The organism is Streptomyces sp. CA-294286 (assembly GCF_050947155.1).
GTDB lineage: Bacteria > Actinomycetota > Actinomycetes > Streptomycetales > Streptomycetaceae > Streptomyces.
Genome location: NZ_CP192005.1, coordinates 1,263,300 through 1,286,289 on the forward strand (window position 1 = coordinate 1,263,300; position 22,990 = coordinate 1,286,289).

The 22,990-nt window shown below is 72.4% G+C and carries 17 protein-coding genes; 9 read left to right on the plus strand and 8 right to left on the minus strand.

Annotated features, from left to right (window positions below):
- Nucleotides 1–155: 155 nt before the first annotated feature.
- The 8 genes from ACQPZG_RS10235 to ACQPZG_RS10270 all read left to right on the plus strand — a co-directional run bounded on the left by ACQPZG_RS10235 (nt 156) and on the right by ACQPZG_RS10270 (nt 11,349).
- Entirely contained in the window at nt 156–4,178 is a 4,023-nt protein-coding gene (locus ACQPZG_RS10235; RefSeq protein WP_433545502.1) for a nitrate- and nitrite sensing domain-containing protein, read from the plus strand.
- Nucleotides 4,179–4,187: 9 nt separating this feature from the next.
- Nucleotides 4,188–4,601, plus strand: a complete 414-nt coding sequence (locus tag ACQPZG_RS10240; protein WP_185034582.1) for a roadblock/LC7 domain-containing protein — start codon at nt 4,188–4,190, stop codon at nt 4,599–4,601.
- 142 nt (nt 4,602–4,743) lie between these two features.
- On the plus strand, nt 4,744–5,157 hold the full coding sequence (locus ACQPZG_RS10245; protein WP_185034334.1) for a DUF742 domain-containing protein: 414 nt from the start codon (nt 4,744–4,746) through the stop codon (nt 5,155–5,157).
- Nucleotides 5,138–5,731, plus strand: coding sequence for a GTP-binding protein (locus ACQPZG_RS10250; RefSeq protein WP_185034333.1), 594 nt, complete (start codon nt 5,138–5,140; stop codon nt 5,729–5,731). The genes ACQPZG_RS10245 and ACQPZG_RS10250 overlap by 20 nt, the downstream gene beginning before the upstream one ends.
- Before the next feature lie 392 nt (nt 5,732–6,123).
- Nucleotides 6,124–9,525, plus strand: a complete 3,402-nt coding sequence (locus ACQPZG_RS10255) for a nitrate- and nitrite sensing domain-containing protein (protein ID WP_433545503.1) — start codon at nt 6,124–6,126, stop codon at nt 9,523–9,525.
- A 10-nt stretch (nt 9,526–9,535) separates the two neighbouring features.
- Nucleotides 9,536–9,949 carry a roadblock/LC7 domain-containing protein gene (locus ACQPZG_RS10260; protein WP_030980891.1) on the plus strand — a complete coding sequence of 138 codons (414 nt, stop codon included), beginning with the start codon at nt 9,536–9,538 and terminating at the stop codon, nt 9,947–9,949.
- Nucleotides 9,950–10,109: 160 nt separating this feature from the next.
- Nucleotides 10,110–10,787 (plus strand): DUF742 domain-containing protein, encoded by a 678-nt coding sequence (locus ACQPZG_RS10265; protein ID WP_433545504.1) that lies wholly within the window; start codon nt 10,110–10,112, stop codon nt 10,785–10,787.
- On the plus strand, nt 10,768–11,349 hold the full coding sequence (locus ACQPZG_RS10270) for a GTP-binding protein (RefSeq protein WP_185034326.1): 582 nt from the start codon (nt 10,768–10,770) through the stop codon (nt 11,347–11,349). Before ACQPZG_RS10265 ends, ACQPZG_RS10270 begins: the two co-directional genes overlap by 20 nt.
- Nucleotides 11,350–11,569: 220 nt before the next feature.
- Here ACQPZG_RS10270 and ACQPZG_RS10275 read toward each other — a convergent pair whose 3' ends face one another.
- From ACQPZG_RS10275 to ACQPZG_RS10305, 7 genes are all read right to left on the minus strand, one after another.
- Complete coding sequence (locus ACQPZG_RS10275) at nt 11,570–11,788, minus strand: acyl-CoA carboxylase subunit epsilon (RefSeq protein WP_185034324.1); 219 nt, start codon at nt 11,786–11,788, stop codon at nt 11,570–11,572.
- 54 nt (nt 11,789–11,842) lie between these two features.
- Entirely contained in the window at nt 11,843–13,432 is a 1,590-nt protein-coding gene (locus ACQPZG_RS10280; protein ID WP_433545505.1) for an acyl-CoA carboxylase subunit beta, read from the minus strand.
- Between the two features lie 187 nt (nt 13,433–13,619).
- Nucleotides 13,620–14,942, minus strand: a complete 1,323-nt coding sequence (locus ACQPZG_RS10285; protein WP_433545506.1) for an extracellular solute-binding protein — start codon at nt 14,940–14,942, stop codon at nt 13,620–13,622.
- On the minus strand, nt 14,939–16,015 hold the full coding sequence (locus tag ACQPZG_RS10290; RefSeq protein ID WP_433545507.1) for a hypothetical protein: 1,077 nt from the start codon (nt 16,013–16,015) through the stop codon (nt 14,939–14,941). Before ACQPZG_RS10290 ends, ACQPZG_RS10285 begins: the two co-directional genes overlap by 4 nt.
- Nucleotides 16,012–17,421, minus strand: a complete 1,410-nt coding sequence (locus ACQPZG_RS10295) for a hypothetical protein (protein ID WP_433545508.1) — start codon at nt 17,419–17,421, stop codon at nt 16,012–16,014. The genes ACQPZG_RS10290 and ACQPZG_RS10295 overlap by 4 nt, the downstream gene beginning before the upstream one ends.
- A 76-nt stretch (nt 17,422–17,497) precedes the next feature.
- Nucleotides 17,498–19,768 carry a tetratricopeptide repeat protein gene (locus ACQPZG_RS10300; protein WP_433545509.1) on the minus strand — a complete coding sequence of 757 codons (2,271 nt, stop codon included), beginning with the start codon at nt 19,766–19,768 and terminating at the stop codon, nt 17,498–17,500.
- Nucleotides 19,765–21,087, minus strand: coding sequence for a trypsin-like peptidase domain-containing protein (locus ACQPZG_RS10305; RefSeq protein WP_433545510.1), 1,323 nt, complete (start codon nt 21,085–21,087; stop codon nt 19,765–19,767). The genes ACQPZG_RS10300 and ACQPZG_RS10305 overlap by 4 nt, the downstream gene beginning before the upstream one ends.
- Nucleotides 21,088–21,406: 319 nt before the next feature.
- On the opposite strand from ACQPZG_RS10305, the gene ACQPZG_RS10310 reads away from it, so the two are divergent.
- Nucleotides 21,407–22,018, plus strand: a complete 612-nt coding sequence (locus ACQPZG_RS10310) for a YceI family protein (RefSeq protein ID WP_433545511.1) — start codon at nt 21,407–21,409, stop codon at nt 22,016–22,018.
- A gap of 24 nt (nt 22,019–22,042) precedes the next feature.
- Here ACQPZG_RS10310 and ACQPZG_RS10315 read toward each other — a convergent pair whose 3' ends face one another.
- Entirely contained in the window at nt 22,043–22,936 is an 894-nt protein-coding gene (locus tag ACQPZG_RS10315; RefSeq protein ID WP_433545512.1) for a DUF2268 domain-containing protein, read from the minus strand.
- Between the last annotated feature and the right edge of the window lie 54 nt (nt 22,937–22,990).

The following is a 22,990-nucleotide window of genomic DNA, read 5'->3' on the forward strand; positions in this document are numbered from 1 at the left end:
CGAAACACGGGCCTTGTTGGAGATCCTGCACTGTGCTGGAATTCCCCGGACCGCGGTCACTCACGACCACCCAATGGGGACGATCCGGTACCCCACGACTCGACACCGTTCGGCCGCTCTGCGGCGGAACGCCTGGTCCAGAGGTTGCGACGCTAGTGCAGGGACGTTTCAAGAGGGATGGCAGCGCTGCGGCGGAGCAGGAGCCGCGCGGCGGGACCGACCGTGGCTCATCGCCCCAGCCCCAGCACGCCCGGACCCCCCAGGACAGGGACCCGGCGCAGGCCGGCGGAGCACCCGGGGCCGCCCAGCACGGCGGTTCGGGCGGTGACCGCGGCAGCGGTGCGTTCGGCGGCGGCAACGCGTTCGGCGGCGGTGGCGGCCAGGAGTCCGCGAGCGCGGCCGGCGGTGCCAAGCCGAAGGCCGCCAAGGCTCCCAAGCCGATCAGCGCGGGCACCCGAATATCCCTGCGCAACTGGAGCATCAGCACCCGCCTCGTCTCGCTGCTTGCCCTTCCCGTGGTCGCGGCGACCTCGCTCGGTGCGCTCCGCATCAACGAGTCCCTCAACGACATGCAGCAGCTGGAGCACATGCAGCTGCTGACCGACATGACGCGGCAGGCGACCGACCTCGCCGCGGCACTGCAGAACGAGCGCGACAAGACCGCGGGGCCGCTCGCCAACGGCACGCCCCGCACCGCTCCGGTCGTGAAGGCCGAGACGGACAAGACCGACCGCGTCCGGGCCGCGTTCCTGCGCGGGACCAAGGAGGTCGCGGCGGGCGACGAGTCCGACCAGGCCCTCAACAGCATCCGAGGCAGCCTCCGCGAGATCTCGGTCCGGCTGAACTCCCTGCAGTCGGTGCGGGCCGACGCGTTCCAGGCCGGCGCGGGCGCGGGCAACGCCCAGACCGTCAGCGCCTACAGCGGGATGATCACCGCCCTGCTCAGCCTCTCCCAGGACATGGCGCAGGCCACCTCCAGCCCGGAGATGATCACCCGCACCCGCGCACTCGCCGCGTTCTCCTCGGCCAAGGAATACGCCTCGGTGCAGCGCGCCATCATCGCCGCGGCGCTGCCGGCCACGCCCGAGGGCCCCAACTCGGACACCCGCCTCGTGGAGAGCGACCGTCTCTCCGGTCACACCGCCCTGCTGAACGAGGTGGCGGCGCTCGAAACGTTCCGCCGGATCTACGGCGACGCGTCGTTGCCCCTGCTGGACGTCCTGCAGAACTCCAACCCCGACTCCAAGCGCGCCGACAAGTACGCGAGCCTCGTCCTGTCGACCGAGGGCGCCATGAAGGCGGCCCCCAAGCGGTCGTACCAGGACTGGAACGACCAGGCCAGCATGGAGATCGAGGTGATGAAGCGCATCGAGGCCACGCTGCTCAACGACATGGAGCAGAAGGCACGCGAGCTCCAGGCGGACTCCGAGCGCTCCACGATCATCTCCGGTGCGGTCATCCTCCTCGTGCTCGGCGTCTCGCTCGTGGGCGCCTTCGTGGTGGCCCGCTCCATGATCCGTTCGCTGCGCCGCCTCCAGGACACCGCGACCCGGGTCGCGCAGGAACGGCTGCCCGAACTCGTCAAGGCGCTCTCCGAGTCCGACCCGCAGGACGTGGACACCTCCGTGGAGTCCGTCGGCGTGCACAGCCGGGACGAGATCGGCCGCGTGGCCTCCGCGTTCGACGACGTGCACCGCGAGGCCGTACGACTCGCCGCCGAGCAGGCGTTGCTGCGAGGCAACGTCAACGCGATGTTCACCAACCTCTCGCGGCGTTCGCAGGGCCTCATCCAGCGTCAGCTCTCGCTCATCTCCGAACTGGAGTCCCGCGAGGCCGACCCGGACCAGCTCTCCTCCCTCTTCAAGCTCGACCACCTCGCGACCCGCATGCGCCGGAACGGCGAGAACCTCCTCGTCCTCGCGGGCGAGGAGCCCGGCCGCCGCTGGACCCGGCCCGTGCCGCTGGTCGACGTGCTCCGCGCCGCCGCCTCCGAGGTGGAGCAGTACGAGCGCATCGAGCTCTCCTCGGTGCCGTCGACCGAGGTCGCCGGCCGCGTCGTCAACGACCTCGTGCACCTGCTCGCCGAGCTGCTGGAGAACGCCACGTCGTTCTCCTCGCCGCAGACCAAGGTGCGCGTCACCGGTCACGCGCTGCCCGACGGCCGGGTGCTCGTCGAGATCCACGACACCGGCATCGGTCTCTCCCCCGAGGACCTCTCCGCGATCAACGAGCGGCTCGCCGCTCCCCCGACGGTGGACGTCTCGGTGTCCCGCCGCATGGGTCTGTTCGTGGTCGGCCGGCTGTCCCTGCGACACGGCATCCGCATCCAGCTCCGTCCCTCGGACTCCGGCGGTACGACCGCGCTGGTCATGCTGCCGGTCGATGTCGCCCAGGGCGGCAAGAAGCTTCCCGGCAAGCCCGGCGGCCCGGGCGGTCAGGGCGGCGCTCCGCAGATGCCCGCCGGTCCCTCCGGTGCGCGTGCGGGACTGCCCGGCGGCCCCGGCGCGGGCGGCGGTCCCGGCAGCCGTCCCGGCGGGCCGCAGGCCGGTCAGGGTGCGATCGGCGCCGAGCCGTCCCGCCCCCAGGTCGGCGCGGGCTCGGGTGCGCGGACCGCGCTGCCCGGCCGTACGCCCGGCGCCGGTCTCGCCGCGAACCCGGCTCCGGCCGGTCCCCCGAAGCGGGGCGGCGGCGGTCTCGCCGGCGCCTTCGGCGGGGGCCGCGGCGGGCGCGAGGACGTACGCCAGACCGCGTCGCAGGACCAGCACGGCGGCCCGGCGCCGCTCCCCCGGGCCGGCGGTCCGCGTGCGGAGCTGCCCGGCGGCAACCCGGCTGCGCCGCAGGCCCCCCGTCCCCCGCAGCAGGCCCAGGCCGCGGGGTGGGGCGCCCGGCCGCACCAGAACCCGGACGCGCCGCGCGGCCACGAGGAGGCGGAGGACCGCCAGGGTCCCGGCGCCACCGCCCAGTTCGACCGCCCGGACTTCAACGGGCCCCCGCCCGGCCAAGCTTCGTCGACGACCGGACAGTACGAGCGTCCCGACGTACGGCAGGACCCGGCGGCCACCGGCCAGTTCGAGCGCGCGGACGTGCGCGGACCGCAGGGAGCGGGCAGCACGGGCCAGTTCCCGCAGGTCGACGCCCGCGGACCGCAGGACCCGGCGGCCACCGGTCAGTTCCCGCAGCCCCAGTTCCCCCAGGGCCAGTTCCCGCAGTCGCGCGCCGGCTACCAGGACCCGGCGTCGACGGGGCAGTTCCCGCAGACCCCGCAGCCGCAGGCCCCGCAGGACGGCCGGCGCGGCGGGCAGGACCCCGCGTCCACCGGACAGTTCCCGCAGGGCGACCTCTCGTCGGCCACCGGCCAGTTCGAGCGTCCCGACGTGCGCGGCGCGCAGGACGGCGGCAGCACCGGGCAGCACCAGCTGGACCCGTACGACACCGGTCAGCACCGGGTCGACCCGTACGACACCGGTCAGCACCGGACGGGACAGTTCCCGGCGCAGCCGCAGGCCGGCCAGTACGGGCTCTCCGAGCTCGACGGCCCCCTGCCGGCCCCGCCCGCCGGAATGCCGCAGACGCCGGACGCGCCGCGTCCCGTCGCGAGCCTCCCGGTGCCGCCCCAGCAGCCCGGTCGATCCGCCCAGTTCGCTCCGCAGCAGCGTCAGCCGCAGGGCGGCAGGTCCCCCCAGCGCCCCGATTCGCTGCCGCCTGCCGCGGGTCCGGGGGACGGCCGTACGCCGCTCTTCGACACGCTGGAGTCGAACTGGTTCCACGGCGAGCAGGGCCAGCCGGGTCGGCCTCAGCAGGCCCAGGCGCAGGCGCAGTCCCCCGCCGTGCCGCAGCAGCCCGCCGCCGCTCCCGAACGGGAACCGGCCGGCGAGGTCAGCTGGCGGCCCTCGCCGAACGACGAACTCGTCCGGCAGGCCGAGCGGGTCCGCAAGCCCGCCGCCGGCGGTGTCACCACCTCAGGACTTCCGCGTCGGGTCCCGAAGGCCAACCTGGTCCCGGGCACCGCGCAGGAACAGAACCACCAGACAGGTCCGCAGGTCTCCCGTGCGCCCGACGACGTACGCGGCCGGCTGACCAATCTTCGTCGGGGCATCCAGCAGGGCCGCCAGGCCGGTTCCAACGGAACCACTGGCACCTTCCGCACCGTTGACCCCACTCACCAGCAGGAGCGTTAGTTGAGTCCGATGAGCCAGGCGGCCCAGAATCTGAACTGGTTGATCACCAACTTCGTGGACAACACCCCAGGGGTGTCCCACACGGTGGTGGTCTCCGCCGACGGACTCCTTCTGGCTATGTCCGAAGGTTTCCCGCGTGACCGAGCCGACCAACTCGCGGCCGTGGCTTCGGGGTTGACCTCCCTGACGGCCGGAGCGTCCCGGATCTTCGAGGGCGGCCCGGTCGCCCAGACCGTGGTGGAGATGGAGCGCGGCTTCCTCTTCCTCATGTCGATCTCGGACGGTTCCTCGCTGGCGGTGCTCGCGCACCCCGACGCCGACATCGGTCTGGTGGGGTACGAGATGGCCCTGCTCGTCGACCGGGCGGGGACGGTCCTCACCCCGGACCTGCGCGCGGAACTGCAGGGCAGCCTGCTGCACTAGCCGCGCACCGCCGTACCCCCGCAGTACCCCTCATCAGGAGGGGCTTCCCCCCAGCCCCTCACACCGCCTGGCCGTCAACCGAATCCCCCACCGGCCCAGTCAGACGGCACGCCGACCCCCTGCTGTCATGCCCGGAGGACCCATGACCCCGCCCCCCGCCTCACACGATTCGTACGGTGGCGCGCATCTCGACGCCCCGTACGAGTACGAGGGCGATCAGCCGCTGGTTCGCCCCTACGCGATGACCGGCGGCCGGACCCGTCCCCGCTACCAGCTCGCCATCGAGGCGCTGGTCAGCACCACCGCCGATCCGGCCCACCTGTCCACGCTGCTCCCCGAGCACCAGCGGATCTGCCACCTGTGCCGCGAGGTCAAGTCGGTGGCCGAGGTCTCGGCGCTGCTCTCGATGCCGCTCGGCGTCGCGCGCATCCTCGTCGCCGACCTGGCGGAGGCCGGGATGGTGGCCATCCACCAGCCGGGCGAGGGCGCGGACGCCGACGGAACGCCGGCCGTCACGCTGCTGGAAAGGGTGCTCAGTGGACTTCGCAAGCTCTAGTTCGGACGGCGCGACGGGAGCGGCCCGCTCCACGACCTCGGCGAAGATCGTGGTCGCGGGCGGTTTCGGCGTCGGCAAGACGACGTTCGTGGGTGCGGTCTCCGAGATCAACCCGCTGCGTACGGAGGCCGTCATGACCTCCGCCTCGGCGGGCATCGACGACCTCACCCACACCGGGGGCAAGACCACCACCACGGTGGCGATGGACTTCGGCCGCATCACGCTGGACCAGGACCTGATCCTGTACCTGTTCGGCACGCCCGGTCAGGACCGCTTCTGGTTCATGTGGGACGACCTGGTGCGCGGCGCGATCGGCGCGGTCGTCCTGGTCGACACCCGCCGCCTCGCGGACTGCTTCCCCGCGGTCGACTACTTCGAGAACAGCGGCCTGCCCTTCGTCATCGCCCTCAACGGCTTCGACGGTTACCAGCCGTACACGCCCGAGGAGGTCCGCGAGGCGCTCCAGATCGGGCCCGACACCCCCATCATCACCACCGACGCCCGGCACCGGGCCGACGCGAAGAGCGGGCTGATCACGCTGGTCGAGCACGCGTTGATGGCCCGGCTCAAGTAGGGCACAAGTGGGGCGCGGCGTACGGCAGTTGCCGTAGCCAAACAGGGACGGACTGTGGCGTACGACACTCTCCGCCCCTGTTTGGTCACGGAGTTCATAACGTTTCGAAAGAGAATTGCACGAGCAAGGCAACCCGGCGCGGTCGTACGGTGTCGCTGCGCTCACACGAGCCCCGCCTTTTGGCGGGGCTCGTTCTTTATGCCCGTTTTATCTGAGGGATGGGCCACTAGGAACGCTGCCTTCCGGCTGTTTGGCCCGGAACCGTCGGGCGTGCTGGAATTCGGCGAAACTCCTGAGTAGGTACAGCCGTCCTGAACAGGCACAGCCGTAAGTACAGCCCTGAACGAAAACCGGCACAGCGTAGGTGCCGACGCCGAGAGGTTGTTGGTCGAGTGAGGCGAAGCAAGAACGGCTCCGCAGAGCAGCAGGCGCGGGGCAACTTCACGCCGCCGTCGCACGCCGCGGCGCCGCCTGTCGCTGAGGCGTCCGCCGCGCCGGCGGGTGGCAGCTCCAGCCGGATGTCCCCCCGCAACTGGCGGGTGGCCACCCGGCTGAACGCGATTCTCCTCATACCCGTCCTGGTCGCCCTCGTGATGGGCGGCTTCCAGGTGAACGGTTCCGTGCAGACCTGGCGGCAGGCCCAGGACGCGGAGAAGACCGCACTCATCGTGCGCTCCGCCGCCGAGTACGGGCACGCGCTGCTCAACGAGCGCGACCTGACGGCCCAGCCGCTGCTCAGCGGGCAGCGCGACAGCCCGGAGGTCAAGAAGGCCTACGCGGCGACCGACGAGGCGGCCAGGAAGTTCAGGGAAGTCGCCACGGACCTGCCCAGCGACGGGCTGAAGCGGCGGCTGAAGAAGTTCCAGGAGGAGGAGCCGAAGCTCGACTCGATCCGCAAGACGGCCTTCACCGCGCAGGTCGAGGCGGCCCGCAAGGACGAGGCGAAGGGCATCGGCCCGGTCGCCACCGAAGAGGGCTACGTCGTCGTCCAGCACTCCCTGATGGAGCTGGCGAACGAGCTCAGCCTGGACACGGGCAACGTCACGAGCTACGGCCGGTCCGTCTACGCGATCCAGCTGGCCAAGGCGGCGGGTTCCCTCCAGCGCTCCATCGGCATGCACCTGCTGGTGCGCCCGAGCGGCGAGGAGGACGTCAAGGCCGCGCAGACCGTCGCCTTCACCTCGTACACCTACCTGGAGCGCATCGCCCTCGGCGAGTTCGTCTCGGGCAGCACCGCCGCCGACGAGCAGCTGCTCAAGGACGTCATGGCGGGCAAGACCCGGGACGGCGAGCAGAAGCTCGCCACCGCCAAGGCGCGCGCGACCGCCGCGGGGCAGGACTTCCCGACGCCGCCGCGCGGCGCCGACGGTTCGATCCTCACCGGCATGGGCCAGGAGATCGCCACCGGCAAGGGCAAGCAGGCGCTGGCCAGGAAGGGCATCGTGCCCGACACCTGGATGGCCGCCTCCACCGCGAAGTTCGACGGTTACACCGAGGTCGAGGAGCAGCTCGTCACCAAGGCGGTGGACGAGGCCGCGCAGATCTCCGCCGACGCCCGCAACGACGCCATCATCAACGGCGCCGTCGTCGTGATCGCGCTCCTCGCGGCGTTCGTCCTGGCCGGGATGATCGCCCGCCAGATGAGCCGCTCCATGAAGCGCCTGCGCACGGCGGCCTTCGCCGTCGCCGAGCAGCGCCTGCCGATGCTCGTGGACCAGCTGTCGCGCACCGAGCCGGGCCGCGTGGACACCCGCGTGCAGCCCATCCCGATCACCTCGCACGACGAGATCGGCGAAGTCGCCCGCGCCTTCGACCAGGTGCACCGCGAGGCCGTGCGGCTCGCCGCCGAGCAGGCCATGCTCCGCGGAAACGTCAACGCGATCTTCACCAACCTCTCGCGCCGCAACCAGTCGCTGATCGAGGGCCAGCTGACCCTCATCACCGACCTGGAGAACAACGAGGCCGACCCCGACCAGCTGGAGAGCCTGTTCCGGCTCGACCACCTGGCCACCCGCATGCGCCGCAACGGCGAGAACCTCCTCGTCCTCGCCGGCGAGGAGCCGGGCCGCCGCTGGAACCAGCCGGTCCCCCTCGTCGACGTGCTGCGCGCCGCCTCCTCCGAGGTGGAGAACTACGAGCGCATCGAGCTGAGCGGTGTGCCCGAGTCGGAGATCCACGGCCAGGCCGTGACCGACCTGGTGCACCTGCTCGCCGAGCTGCTGGAGAACGCCACCACGTTCTCCTCGCCGCAGACCAAGGTCCGCGTCACCGCGACCCGGCTGCCCGACGGCCGCGTCATGGTCGAGATCCACGACAAGGGCATCGGCCTCACCGCCGAGGACTTCGCGGACATCAACCACAAGCTGGCCAACCCGCCGACGGTGGACGCCGCCGTCTCGCAGCGCATGGGCCTGTTCGTGGTCGGCCGCCTCGCCGACCGGCACGGCATCCGCGTCCAGCTCCGTCCCTCGGGCGAGCAGGCCGGCACGACGTCGCTGGTCATGCTTCCGGACGCGATCACGCACGGCGGTGGCGGCGAGGACGTCCACGCGGACGACTTCACGGTCTCGTCGATCATGGCGGCCCAGCAGCCGGCCCCCGAGCAGCCGGGCCCCGACCACTCCACGATGCGTACCGCCGCCGAACTCGGCTTCGACGACTCGCAGTACGAGCGCGGGCAGGACGAGTCCGGCCGCATGCCGCTCGATCCGGTGAACCGCTCGCGGATCCGTGAGGAGCGCAGGGCCGCCCTGGAAGGCCGCGGCGGAGCGGACGACGACCGCCCGCTGTTCCGCGACGAGGTGCAGGACGCAGCGGAGCCGCAGGGCTACCCGGAGCCCTCGCCCGGCTACGGGGAGCAGCAGTACGGGGAGCAGCAGTACCAGGAGGCGGCGTACGACCCGTACGGTCAGCCGCAGCAGCCCTCGTACGACCAGAACGGCTTCCCGGCCGCGCAGGCGCCCCAGACCCCCACGCCCGGCTTCGACGGCTTCGGCCCGCGGGACTCCTTCGGCTCGACCGAGCGCTACGTTCCGCAACAGCAGTCGCAGCAGCCGCAACAGGGGTATGTGGAACCCACGTACGACAACGCGGAACCTGCGTACGAGAACTTCGATTCCTCGTCCCACCAGGCCAACTGGCCCGAGCGGCAAGGTTTCCCGGCCGCATACGAACCCTCGTACGAGTCCGAAGCGGAATCCGCGCAGTCTTCGTCCGCCCCTGCCGGGGCGGACGCGGAGAGCGTAGGCTTCGACAGTCAGGGAACCGCTTCTCCCGCACCGCGTGCCGGTCACGGGCTGACCGACGCCGGCCTCCCCCGCCGCGGCAGCCAGCCCGGCCAGGAGTCGATGCTCAGCCGGCACAGCAAGTCCGCCGGCCGCACCGAGCCGGAGCAGCAGGAGAAGGCGCCCCGGGCGCAGCTCCCGCAGCGGCCCGCCGCAGGGCAGGACGGTGCGGACCCGGGCACGGCGACGGGCACGGGTGACGGCGGCTGGCGCACGTCGAACGACGAGCGCTGGTCGCGGGCCGAGAAGCTCAAGGACCCGAAGGCCGGCGGGATCACTCCCTCCGGACTCCCCAAGCGGGTGCCCAAGGCCAACCTGGTCGAGGGCGCAGCGGAGCAGGCTCCGCAGGGCGGCCCCCAGGTCTCCCGCGCACCCGAGGACGTACGGGGCAGGCTGAGCAACCTGCGGCGCGGTGTCCAGCAGGGACGCAGCGCGGGAACAGACCAGAACCAAGCGGCCACTTACGATCAGCACAGTGGACCGGGTAGTACCTACAACCAGGAGCGTTAGTGTGAGCCCGATGAGCCAGGCGGCGCAGAATCTGAACTGGTTGATCACCAACTTCGTGGACAACACCCCCGGTGTTTCCCACACGGTGGTGGTCTCCGCCGACGGACTCCTGCTGGCGATGTCCGAAGGATTCCCCCGCGACCGTGCCGATCAGCTGGCGGCCGTGGCCTCCGGTCTGACGTCGCTGACGGCCGGCGCCTCTCGGATCTTCGAGGGCGGCGCCGTCAACCAGACCGTGGTGGAGATGGAGCGGGGCTTCCTCTTCATCATGTCCATCTCCGACGGATCCTCGCTGGCGGTGCTCGCGCACCCCGACGCCGACATCGGCCTCGTAGGCTACGAGATGGCACTTCTCGTGGACCGGGCCGGAACCGTCCTCACCCCGGACCTCCGGGCAGAGCTCCAGGGGAGTCTGCTCAACTAGCGCACAGCCACTGCCGACCGTTTCGCAAACGGTCGAACAAGCGGACACAAGTGTTCTCAACTAGCAGACACCCCGTGCGCATGGGCGTCCCCGGGCTTTAGGGTTCGGGGACGTGGCCCCACAGTGAATGGCGCCCGCAGTGCAGTCGGAGGAGGAGAACGTGGCAACGCCCCCAAACGGTTCGTCGGCCGACTGGCCCTATGGCCGTGGCCCGGTCCAGGGCCAGGGAGGTCAGCAGGGGGGTCCCGGCGACCCCTCCCAGAACCGGTTCAACTTCCCCTCCACGCCCAGCCGTTCACCGTACGAGCAGAACGGGCGCCCGGACGGGTCCGGTCGGCGGTACGACCAGCAGCACCCCTACCAGCAGCAACCCCCGCAGCCTCCGCACCACGGGGGGCAGCACCGCGCACCGCAGCAGCCCGGCAACCGCTCGGCCCCGCCGCGGGCGGGCGGTGTCCGGGGCGCGGGCTCGCCCGCGTCCTCGGGCGGCGGCACCCACAATCCCCTGGTGCGCCCGTACGCCATGACGGGCGGCCGTACCAGGCCCCGCTACCAGCTCGCCATCGAGGCGCTGGTGCACACCACGGCGGAACCGGCACGGCTGCAAGGGCAGTTGCCCGAGCACCAGCGGATCTGCCAACTGTGCCGTGAGATCAAGTCGGTCGCCGAGATCTCCGCACTGCTCTCCATTCCCCTCGGCGTTGCCCGAATCCTCGTCGCCGACCTGGCAGAGGCCGGACTCGTCGCCATCCACCAGCCCGGCGGCGACGAAGCCGCGGGTGGTCAGCCAGACGTGACACTGCTCGAAAGGGTGCTCAGTGGACTTCGCAAGCTCTAGCAGCGGAGCAGCCCGCTCCACAACCTCCGCGAAGATCGTGGTGGCGGGCGGCTTCGGCGTCGGCAAGACGACGTTCGTCGGAGCCGTGTCGGAGATCAACCCGCTGCGTACCGAGGCCGTCATGACCTCCGCCTCGGCCGGGATCGACGACCTCACCCACACCGGGGACAAGACGACGACCACCGTCGCCATGGACTTCGGCCGCATCACGCTGGACCAGGACCTGATCCTGTACCTGTTCGGCACGCCCGGTCAGGACCGCTTCTGGTTCATGTGGGACGACCTGGTGCGCGGCGCGATCGGCGCGGTCGTCCTGGTCGACACCCGCCGCCTCGCGGACTGCTTCCCCGCGGTCGACTACTTCGAGAACAGCGGCCTGCCCTTCGTCATCGCCCTCAACGGCTTCGACGGGCACCAGCCGTACAACCCGGAGGAGGTCCGCGAGGCCCTCCAGATCGGGCCCGACACCCCCATCATCACCACCGACGCCCGGCACCGGGCCGACGCGAAGAGCGCGCTGATCACGCTGGTCGAGCACGCGCTGATGGCCCGGCTGCGGTAGCACTGCCGCACAGGCTGTGGGCAGGGCCCGTCGTCCCGGGGTCTCCTGGGGTGGACGGGCCCTGCCCGTGCGCCCCTGGGGCGGTCTCGGCGCGGCGGGCGGCGGCCGGTCGCCGAGTCCCCCGCGCTCCCCAGGCACTGGCCCGCGGACGTACGCCGAATGGCCCGGCCCCCCTCGCTTCGAGGGGGGCCGGGCCATTCGGCCTGCGCGACGGGTGTGCTCAGCCCTGCCAGCTGTGCGGTGCGCGGAAGCCCGGCGTGCGCTCCAGCCGGCGCCAGCCGGCAGCGGTGCGGCCGTGCGGCGCAGAGACCTCGGCGGGGCGGGCGGCGGCCCGCGCGAGCAGGATCGCGGTGATCGCGGCCAGCTCCTCGGGGGCGGCCTCGCCCTTCTCGACGCGCAGCAGGTTCTTCGTGGCAGCCGTATCGGCGGGGGTGCTCATCGGTTTCGTGGTCTCCGTATCGTCATGGTGCGGCACCGAGGTGCGGGAAGGAAGTTACTGGGGCGGGTTGCCGTGCTTGCGCGAGGGGAGGTCCGCGTGCTTGTTGCGCAGCATCGCGAGGGAGGAGATGAGGACCTGGCGGGTCTCGGCCGGGTCGATCACGTCGTCCACGAGCCCGCGCTCTGCCGCGTAGTACGGGTGCATCAGCTCGGCCTTGTACTCCTTGACCATGCGCGCCCGCATGACCTCGGGGTCCTCGGCCTCCGCGATCTGCTTGCGGAAGATCACGTTGGCCGCGCCCTCCGCGCCCATCACGGCGATCTCGTTGGTCGGCCAGGCGTAGGTGAGGTCCGCGCCGATGGACTGGGAGTCCATGACGATGTACGCACCGCCGTACGCCTTGCGCAGGATGAGCGAGATGCGCGGCACGGTCGCGTTGCAGTACGCGTACAGCAGCTTCGCCCCGTGCCGGATGATGCCGCCGTGCTCCTGGTCGACGCCGGGCAGGAAGCCGGGGACGTCGAGGAGCGTCACGAGGGGGATGTTGAAGGCATCGCACATCTGGACGAACCGGGCAGCTTTTTCGCTGGCCTCGATGTCCAGGACGCCCGCGAGGGACTGCGGCTGGTTGGCGACGATGCCCACGACCTGGCCGTCCAGGCGGGCCAGTGCGCAGAGGATGTTGGTGGCCCAGCGCTCGTGGACCTCCAGGAAGTCGCCGTCGTCGACGAGCTCCTCGATGACCTTGCGCATGTCGTACGGGCGGTTGCCGTCGGCCGGGACGAGGTCCAGGAGGACGTCGCCGCGCCGGTCCGCGGGGTCCTCGGAGGCGACCGTCGGCGGGTTCTCGCGGTTGTTGGAGGGCAGCATCGAGATGAGGTAGCGGACCTCGGCGATGCAGGTCTCCTCGTCGTCGTACGCGAAGTGCGCGACGCCCGAGGTCTCGGCGTGCACGTCCGCCCCGCCGAGCCCGTTCTGCGTGATCTCCTCGCCGGTCACCGCGCGGACCACGTCCGGGCCGGTGATGAACATCTGGGAGGTCTCGCGGACCATGAACACGAAGTCCGTGAGAGCCGGGCTGTAGGCCGCGCCGCCCGCACACGGACCGAGCATCACACTGATCTGCGGGATGACACCCGAGGCGCGCGTGTTGCGCTGGAAGATGCCGCCGTACCCGGCGAGCGCGGAGACGCCCTCCTGGATGCGGGCCCCCGCGCCGTCGTTCAGCGAGACCAGCGGGGCGCCGGCCGAGATGGCCATGTCCATGATCTTGTGGATCTTCGTGGCGTGCGCCTCGCCCAGCGCACCGCCGAAGATCCGGAAGTCGTGCGCGTACACGAAGACCGTCCGGCCCTCGACCGTGCCCCAACCGGTGATCACACCGTCGGTGTACGGCTTCTTGCTCTCCAGGCCGAAACCGGTCGCCCGGTGCCGCCGGAGCTGCTCGACCTCACGGAAGGAGTCCGGGTCGAGAAGCAGCTCGATGCGCTCGCGGGCGGTCAGCTTGCCCTTGGCGTGCTGCGCCTCGGTGGCCCGCTCGCTCGGGCCCTGTACGGCCTGCTCACGCAGCGCCAGCAGCTCGGCCACCCGGCCACGGGAGTCGGTGGGCTCGCCCGGAGCGCCCGGAGTATCCAAAACGGTCATGTGTCGACCCTACGAAGAACGACAAGAAAACGGTCCGTCGACTCTGCACAGTCTCCGGGCCGTATCCCTGTGGGGGACGGACAGAACCGTGTCGGGGAGGAAGGGAAGTCCCTGTTCGCGCCGGGGGCTCTTTGTAAAGAGGTCACAAAGGGCGCCCGGTGTGGCTTCCTGCACACGGAAGGGTCCGTCAGCGCGGTTCGCACACCCCGGACAGGCTCGTCCCCAGCCTGCCCTCCCGCTCTCGCTTCTCCTTGTGCTCCTCCTGCACCTTCTGGATGTCGGCCAGCCGCTGCTTCAGGCGCCGGTCGCCGGGGTCGGGTTCGGTGTCCGCAAGGTGCAGGAGCGTGGCGTCGTAGAAGGCGTCCCGGACCGCGGGGGACATCACGTCCGAGGCGTCCAGGCAGCGCACGCTGCCCGTGCCGCCGGTCAGCCGCAGGGCGGTCTGCTGGTCCGGGCCGCCGCCCTTGGGGGCGACGTCGGAACGGGCCGAGAAGACGCCGCCCTCGCCGGTGCCCGCCCAGCGGGCCTGCCCCTTCTGCGAGACCAGCTTCTTCAGCAGTTCGCGGGCGAGGGGGGTGTCGTCGAACAGGACGGCGAAGTCGGCGGACACCTCGTACCCCCGTTGCCGGTAGGGGCCGCCGGGCAGCAGGGGCGCGGAGTCGGTGAAGTCCGCCTCGGCTGTCCGCTCGCCGTAGAAGGCGGGGGCGAACGAGCCCTGGTGCTCCAGGGAGCAGCCTCCTTCGTCGAAGAGGAGTCCGCCGCCCCGGGGGGTGCGGCCCCGGTGGTCGGTGTGCAGCGCGCGCTCGGCGGCCTCGGGGTCGGCGGCGGCCATCGCGCCCCAGGCCCGCCAGGCGCGGACGATCCGCTCGTGGGTCCACGGCACGTCCACGTGGCCCGTCGCCCACTTCTCGTACACGTCGCGGCCCTGGGACTGCAGGACGATGTCCTCGATCCAGTCGCTGCCGGGCCAGCCGGACGCCCCGTCGTCGCCCATGCCCGTGCACCAGGCCGCCATCCCGACCGGTCCGGCCGGCGGGACGACGCCCCTGCGGTGCCACACGATGCTCTTGAGGTTGGCCTTCACCGGGACCCAGTACGTCATGCCGTCGGCGGTGCGGGGCTGCCAGGGCGGTCCGTACTTCTTCAGCTCCTCCTCGCCGAGGAGCTCGTCCAGCGGTTTGAGCCGGCCCGTCTCGGCGTACTCGGCCAGCTCGCCCACCCCGGGCATGATGGCGACGTGCGGCGCGGTGCCCGTCTGGACCTGGGAGAGCAGCATCTCGCGTTGGGCGGCGGTGCCCTGGTAGGCGAACGGGATGCCGAAGCCCTTGAGCAGTTCGGTGAACTGGTGTTCCTGCTTGTCGGTCCACGGGCCGAGGACGACGACCTTCTCACCGTCGGCCGGGTCGCCCGGCGCGGCCAGGGCGCAGGCGGTGACCGGCAGCAGCAGCGCGAGGAGCAGGACCACGCCGCGCAGGGCCTCGCGTGCGGGACGGGTGCGGTGCGGAGTCATCCGGCTGCCCTCCAGTAGTCGGCGTTGAGCCTGCGGGCGCAGCCTGCGACGGGCAGTACGCAGACCAGGACGCCGCCGGTGAGGATCGAGTAGTGGACCCACGGGGGACGGCCGTCGTCGGCGAGCCCGGCGTGGACCCGCGGAATGCGGTCGGCGAGGGTCTGCTGGGCGCTCTCGACCCGGGGCGAGGCGCTCACCGCGTCGGTGGCGAGCGCGCGCAGGGCCCGGTGGGATGCGTCCAGCCGGTGGTGGGTGACGGCGGCGGCCCAGAGCGGGAGGACCGCGAGGGCGGCGGTGAGCAGCAGTGCGGCGACGAGAGAGAGCTCGTAGCGTCTCCCGCAGCGGCGGCGCAGCACGCGCAGGGCGGACAGGACCGTCACGAACAGGGCGACCAGCGCCAGTTCGGCGACCGCCCAGCCCGCGTACCGTGCGGGTCCGAACGAGACGTCGGCCTCCACCTTCTCCAGCTGGTTCGCCTGGAGCAGGTCGAGCCGCGACACCATCCCGGTGACGGGCCGCCGGAGCACGTAGTCGGCCTCGCGGAGCCGCTGCTCGCGCAGGAGTTCGTCGGCGTGCGTCGCGTCGACCTGCCGGGTCGTGGCCAGGTTGACGGACTGGGCGTACGCCCCCATCAGGCCGTACAGGGGTTCGATGATCGCTTTGCCGCGGGACCCGTCGATCTGGTTACGGGCGAGCCTGGCGTGGCCCTGGAAGGCGACGGCCCACTGGGCGCGGTACTCCTCCCCCGCGTCGACGACGGGGGCCAGTCCCGAGTCCACCGAGGCGCGCGCCTCCTCGTAGGAGCGCAGCAGGGCGAGACGGGTGGAGGCCACGTCGACGACGGCGGGCGCGGCGGCGGTGCGCAGCTCGTAGGCGGCACGGTCGGCCGCGCGGTAGGAGACCAGCAGGGATCCGGCGCCGACGAGGGAGAGCACCAGGGCGAGCGCCAGGTGCCGTTCCAGGAGGTGGCGGGTGCGCGAGCCGGTGCGCCGGGCGTGCCCCCAGCGGCGCAGACGGCCGGGGGCGGGCGGGGTCGCGGGCGCGGTCGCGGGCGGGGAGGGCTGGTCGGTCATCGCAGGCGTTCTCCGCACGTGATGCAGTACGCCGCGGGCAGGCCCACGAGCTTGCGGCAGCTCGGACGGGGGCAGCGGCGTTCGACGCCGTGGGCGTAGTCGCGCAGGAGGTCCTGGGCGGTGCCCGCGTCGCCGCCGGTCAGGATGTCGGCGCGCAGCCGGTCCTGGTCGTAGCTCTCGTGCAGGCGCACGATGCCGCGGGCCGCGTCGTCGATGTCCGCGATGGCGCGGATGCGGTCCAGGGGCCAGCTGATGCCGAGCTGGTGGGCGAGCTGGGCGGCCGCGCCGAGGTGGCGTTCGGCGGAGTCGCGCCGATTGCGGTGCGCGGCGAGCTGCCCGCGGTCGAGTTCCTGCCGCAGCCGGCCGAGCGCGTCGGCGAGGGTGACGGTGAGGTTGTCGTCGGTGCTGACCCGCTCCTCGGCGGACATCAAGCGAGGCCGGGTCTCCCAGCGGACGACGACCGGGGTCACGGCGTCCCCGAGGGCGACCGAGGCGAGTTGCAGGTCGACGCCGAGCGGTTCCGTGTGGGCGTCGACGCCCAGTTGCAGGAGGTACTCGCGTCTGCCGACGTCCCACTGGTAGGTGGGCAGCTGGTACCGGCCCGGCCGGCCGGGGTTGGGGCGTACCGCAGTGGAGAGCAACTGCCCTTCCGTTTCCTGGAGTTCGAGCAGTCGGACTCCGGTGCGCAGGGTCAGTTCCAGGGTGAGTTCGGGGCTGCGGATGCGGCGCCGCGCGGCGATCAGCGAGGTGGCGTACGGGGCGAACGCCTCGGGGGCCAGGCCGCGTTCCCCGTACAGGTTCCGGGCGACGGTCACCAGCGCGTGCGGGTCCCAGGATCCGCTGACAGCCAGCACGTCGCAGGTGAACTCCCCCGCGCAGCGGGCTATCTCGTCGTCGAGCGGGCCGACGGGGGCGGTGCCGTCGGAGAACAGCAGCAGGTGCCGTACCGGCAGGGGGCGGACGGCGAAGCGGGCACGGGCGGCTGCCAGCAGCCCGGCCAGCCCGGTGTCCTGCGCGCCCTGTGCTCCCGGCGGGTCGTACGGCTTGCGGGAGACGGCGGTGAAGGCGGCCTCCCCCCGGGTGTCCGCGTCGGCGACGGCCCAGCCCCCGTCGAAGGGGTAGCCGCCGCCGGTGCCGATCAGCGCGAAGGAGGCCCCGTCGGGCAGCGCCAGCAGGGTGTGCGCGAGGGCTTCCCTGGTGCCCGGATCGCGGTCGGGGGCGAGGTCGACGGCGAGTGCCACGGCGAGGTGCGCGGCGGGGAGTTCGCCCGTCGGGTCCGCGCCGACGGCGCGCGCCTCGGCCTGGAGGACGGCCTTGACGACGGTGCCGGGGCGCGGGGTCCGCTCGCGGCGCGTCTCCACGTGCAGGTCGAAGCTCAGACCCGGTGCTGCGGCGGATGTGCCCATGTGCGTCACCTTCGTCGTTCGGCGGTCGGCCGGGGCTGTTCCCGGTGGACGCCCGGGGGCCCGCGGGGCGGGTGGGTCAGAAGCGGGTGCGGGGCCGTATCTCGTGGGAGAGGTCGATCAGGTGCTCGTACTCCGCCCGGTCCTGGCGTTGGTGGGCCAGGCGGCGGTAGTTCTCCTCCAGCCCTTCGCGTACGGCCCGCTCCCCCGCCGTGCCCAGCACGGCGTCCAGTCGGCGTTCCAGGAGTTCGGTGCGCAGCCTCAGCACGTCGTCGCCGGACAGCCGCATCGCCGGGTCCTGCTCGGCCTGTGCGAGGTCGAACAGGGCCTCGTTGACGGCGGACTCGGCCGCGCGCGCCCCGTCGGGGCCGAGCCGGGCGGCCCGGATCCGCAGCGCGGCGATCCGCGCGACGGCCCGGTCCCGCGAGGAGTCGGGGACGGCGGCCAGCACGTCGAGGGCGCCCGCGCGGTCCCCCGCGGCGAGCGCACGGCGGGCCAGGCCCAGGGCGGCCCCGCCGTGCGAGGGGTTGCGGGCGTGCACCGCCCGGTAGAGCGGGGCGGCGGCGTACCCGTCCAGGCCCTCCTCGTCGAGGAGTTCGGCGCAGTGCGCGAGGGCCAGCTTGGCCGCGTACTCGCCGGGCAGGGCGCGGAAGACGACGGTGAACCGGCCGCGGGCCTCCCGCAGCCGCGCGGTGCGCAGCCCCTCACCCGCCGCACCGCCCTCCGCGTCCTCGTCCGCCCCCGCCAGCGCCACCAGGGCCCGGTGCCACTCCAGGCGCCAGCCGTGGGCGTCCCGGGGAGCCCGGATGCGGCGGGCCTCGGCGAGCTGGGCGCGGGCGTCGACGAGGGCCCGGGGGGTGCCGAGGGCGACGGACACGCGCACGTTGTGCAGGCAGATCTCCACGGAGGGGCGGCGGCCCGGGGCCTGGGCGAGGTACTGGGCGGGGTCGTACCCGCTGCTGACCTGGAACCGGGCCGCCTGCGGATCGTCCTCGTACGGGCGGGGCGCCGGCAGCCCGGCCGCCACCTCCGCGGGAGTGGGCGCCGCGGTGTCCAGCACGGGCGAGCGCGGTGCGCGGCCGCGTCCGTGCAGGGGGCGGCGCAGCCAGTGCGCGGGCTCGGGCACGGCGCCCAGGCGTGCGCCGGGCAGCCGGGTGGCGGGGGTGAAGCAGGGCGACGGTTCGGGCGGGTCCTGTTCGCCGGGCCGCAGCGCCCTGATCTCCCTCAGCACGCCCCGCAGCTGGTCGGCCATGTCCCTGGCGGTGCGGAAGCGGCGTTCGGGGTCGCGGGCGGTGGCCCGGTCGAGGGCCGCGCGGAAGGACGCGGCGCCGACCCCCCGGCCGCGCGGCTCGTCGTCGACGGCCCATTCGGCGAGTTCGCGCAGGGTGGCGCCGACGGTGTGCAGGTCGTGGGCGACGCTCGGCACGCGGGTGCGGTTGATCTCGGGCGAGGCGTACCGGGAGGTGGTGAGGATGTCGTCGGGTCTGCGGTGGGGGCGGCCCAGTTCGCGCAGGGCGCCGAGGTCGATGACCTTGACGCCGTCCTGGTGGTGGACGACGTTGGACGGCTTCATGTCCATGTACGCGAGCCCGGAGGCGTGCAGGGCCTGGAGCGCTTCGAGGATCTGCCAGCCGTACGTGAGGACGTGCTCGATGTCGAGGACGAAGTCGCCGCGCCGGGTGGCGTCGATCATCGCCTCCAGGGTGCGGTCGCCTACGTCGTCCATGACGATGTACGCGCCGGAGACGGTGTGTGCGTCGGCGTCGAGCTTGCGGACGAAGTCCCGGATGCGGACGATGCGGTGGTGCCGGATGGCGGTGAGCCGGCGGCGTTCCTCGTCGGCCTGTGCGGGGCCGCCCTCCAGGTACCGGTTGAGCAGGCCCTTGACGGCGACGTGTTCGTCGAGGTGGTGGTCGACGGCGAGGTAGACCCAGCCCTGGCCGCCCTGCGCGATGGGCCCGAGCACCTCGTACTGGCCGGCCAGCCAGTCGGCCTCGTCCTTCGAACTGTCCAGGTCGGGCCGGTAGGAGTAGCGCTGCCCGCACACCGGGCAGTAGCCGTCCAGGGGAACGGGCCCCTCGGTGAGGGGCGGGCCGATGACCGTGCGGCACTCCAGCGACGAGCAGCGCATGACGGCGCGCAGCGGGTCGCCCGGCCGGCGCAGCCGTTCGCCTGCCGAACTGGGCCGTTGCCTGGGCAGTTCGAGGAACCGCGCGGGCCGGTCCTTCGCGGTGAGCGGTCCGAACCGCCGCTCGTCGGCGGCCAGCCCGCAGTGGTCGCAGTACCCGGTGGCGAGGACGTCGCCGGGGCAGCGGGCTCCGGTGCGCAGCCGGTGGGCGCAGCGGGTCATGGCGCGTACGGCTCCCGGACGGCGGCCCTGAGCCGTTCGGCCAGGGTCGCCAGCAGTCCCACCCGGGTGTGCGCGTCGGTCCACCGCGGGGCGATGCCGCGCAGTTCGGCGGCGTACCGGTCGGCGAGGCGCGCGCGGTGCGGGGGTGCGTACCGTTCGGCCTCGCGCAGTTCGGCGAGCAGGGCGCGGACGTGGTGCTCCAGACCGGGGGCCAGCAGGTCGCTCTCGGTGCGCCGCCAGGTCTCCTCGGAGCGGGGCGTGTCACCGCGTACGACGACCAGGACCCGCAGGCCCAGGTGGCGCACCCGGGCCAGGACGGGCAGCGTCCGGTGCGGGGCGGGGTCCCGGTCGAGGCCCAGGACGGCGAGGTCGACGGGCCTGCCGGGCAGTGCGGCGATCCCCGGCGGGGGTTCGCCGCCGTACAGCAGCCAGGTGCGGAACGCGCTCAGCCCGCCGTGTCCGAGGGGGAGCTGGGCGGCGATCTGTTCGGTGAGACGCCTGCGGTCGCGGGTGGCGCAGTCGTGGACGAGCTGGGCGCGGGCGAGGGCGTGCTCCAGGGTGCGGTCCCGGCCGCCGCCCTCGGGCACGAGGCACAGTTCGACGGGCGGCCGGCGGTCGCCCTCGAACCAGTCGCGCAGCCGCCGGCGCAGTGCGACGTCCCAGGCGCCGGGCGTGCTCAGCTCGTCCACCAGGGGCACCTCGCGGGCCAGCGCGGCCACGGGAAGCATGTACGACCGTTCCTGGCCGGCCGTCGCGGTGCCGACCTGGGCGACCGTCATCCCGAGGACTTCGGCGGGGGCGCCGTCCTGGGCGACGGTGGACACCGCCCCGCCGCTGAATCCTTCCTCCACGGGATCGTTGACGGGGTCGAGCTGCACCCACCGGCCGTGCGGGCCGCCGAGGGTGGCGAAGAGCGTCAGGCCCGCTTCGTGGTGGACGGTGTATCCGGTGGCCCGGAGCGTGCGACGGTCGGCGGGCAGGTCGCGGCCGAGGAGGGCGGGGTCCAGATGGGGGCGGTCCTGCTCCAGTGCCAGCACCGCGACGTCGAGACCGGACTCCGGGGCGTGCGGGACCGGGGGGATCCAGCTTCCGGGCTCCGGGGCGAGGCGCGCGCCGACCGGTGCCACGCCGTGGCCCTCGGCGAACTCCACCCAGATCCGCTGCTGGGCTTCCCCCAGTACGTGGGCGCAGGTGAGCACGCGGTTCCTGGTGAGCAGTATCCCCGCTCCGCACACGCGTCCCCGCGCGTCGCCCAGCCTCAGCCGTAACCGCCAGTCCGCGTAGAAGTCGTGCCTCCCACCGCTCCCCGTGGCCCCCATGCCGCCCGAGGATACGCCGGACACGGGCAACCCCCCAGGGCGTGGACGCGCACGGGGGACTTCGTAGCGCATTCGTGTCGCTTACTGCGTGGGGAACGTCAACTCCCGTACCGGAAGAGCCCACTTCTCCGGTCCGTCCGGTCCGGATGGACGACGCGCAGGACCCGGGCCCGCGGTGGGTCCGCTCGTCCCCGCGGGTGAATCCCAAGACTACCGATCCGTAAAGGTTGAATGTTGAACATCGTCGCGCTATCGTCGTTCTTGCTGAACAGGTTGAACGTTCAACCAATACGTCCGCATCTCTCCCAGGAGGAACGCCATGGGTCTCTTCGGCCGCCGCAACGACACCATCGACACCACCACCGCCCCGGTCGCCGTCGACCCGGCCCTGGCCGCCCTCACCGGCGAGTACACGGTCGACCCGAGCCACAGCAGCATCGGCTTCACCGTCCGCCACGCGATGGTGACCAACGTGCGCGGCACCTTCGCCGAGCACGAGGGCACCCTGCGCCTGAACGGCTCGAACCCGGCCGACTCCGAGGCGCGGATCACCGTCCGGATCGCAAGCATCGACACCGGCGTCGCGGACCGCGACAACCACCTCCGCAGCGCCGACTTCTTCGACGCGGAGACCTTTCCCGAGATGACCTTCCGCTCCACCGGGGCCGAGCAGCTCGGCGGCGACGACTACCGGATCACCGGCGACCTCACCATCAAGGACGTCACCCGCCCCCTCTCCATCGACCTGGAGTTCAACGGCACGGCCACCGACGTCTACGGCAACGAGCGCGTCGGCTTCGAGGGCAGCGCCACCATCCTGCGCTCCGACTGGGGCCTGACGTGGAACGCGGCACTGGAGACGGGCGGCGTCATGGTCAGCGACAAGGTGAAGCTGAACTTCGACATCTCCGCGATCAAGAAGGCGGCCTGAGCGGGAGACGGTCGCGGGGGGCGGTCAGGTGTTCGTCCGCACCCCCGCGTTCCTGAGGATCTCGCCCGCCGGCAGCGCGACGCTCTGCCCGGCGGTCAGGCCGGTGGCCGCCAGGTGGGCGTCCACGAGGCGAAGGCCCACCGTGTACCCGGCGAAGTCCGGGAGACCCACCGGGGCGAGACCCATGAGCTTCGCCGTGGCGTCCCCGAAGACGTACGGCGGCAGATACCGCATTCCGGCGAGGTCGACCGCATCGGTGATCTTCTCGTAGGCGTCGTCGAGGTCCGTGCCGGAGACCGCCGTGGCCCACGGGCCCATGGCCCGCTCGCCCGCCAGTTCCCGAACGAACGCCTCGGCCAGGCCCTCGGCCACGACGTGCTCCCCGACGGTGACCGTCGCGGGATCCCAGACCACATTGGCATAGCGCACGTTGTGATGGAGTTCGTGCGCGGCGGTGTGGTGGATCTTGGCCAGGCTGGTGTCGGTGGGCCACATGGCGAGGTGGATGCCACCGGGGAAGCCCCCCATTCCGAAGTAGCCCTCACTGCGCACGGTCAGGTGCTCGTCGTCGGGGTCACCGAGGACGAGGACGACGTGGACGGTCTCGGCGCGCGCCGCGTCGGGTGCCTCGGCGGCCAGCCGCTCCCGGGCGGCGGCGAGGGAGTCCTCGATCCGCTCCCACACCCGGGCCCCGCGCATCTGCCGAAGGGCCGCCGCAAGGCGCGGGTCGTCACGGTCGAGGGGAAAACCGCTGCCCGTACTGTGCAGTTGCACCGCGTCCATGCCGCCGCCCGTCACCCGGTCGAGCACCTCCTGGAACGGGGCGAGCAACTCCCGCAGCGCATCGGGGCGTTGGGGCACGGGGAGCGCGAGGAGGTCGGACATGGCGGACGCGGTGTCGTGCACGAGGATCTTCATGGCACGGACGGTAGAACCTCACGTCGCGTGAGGAGCAAGCCCCGCCGGGGGCGG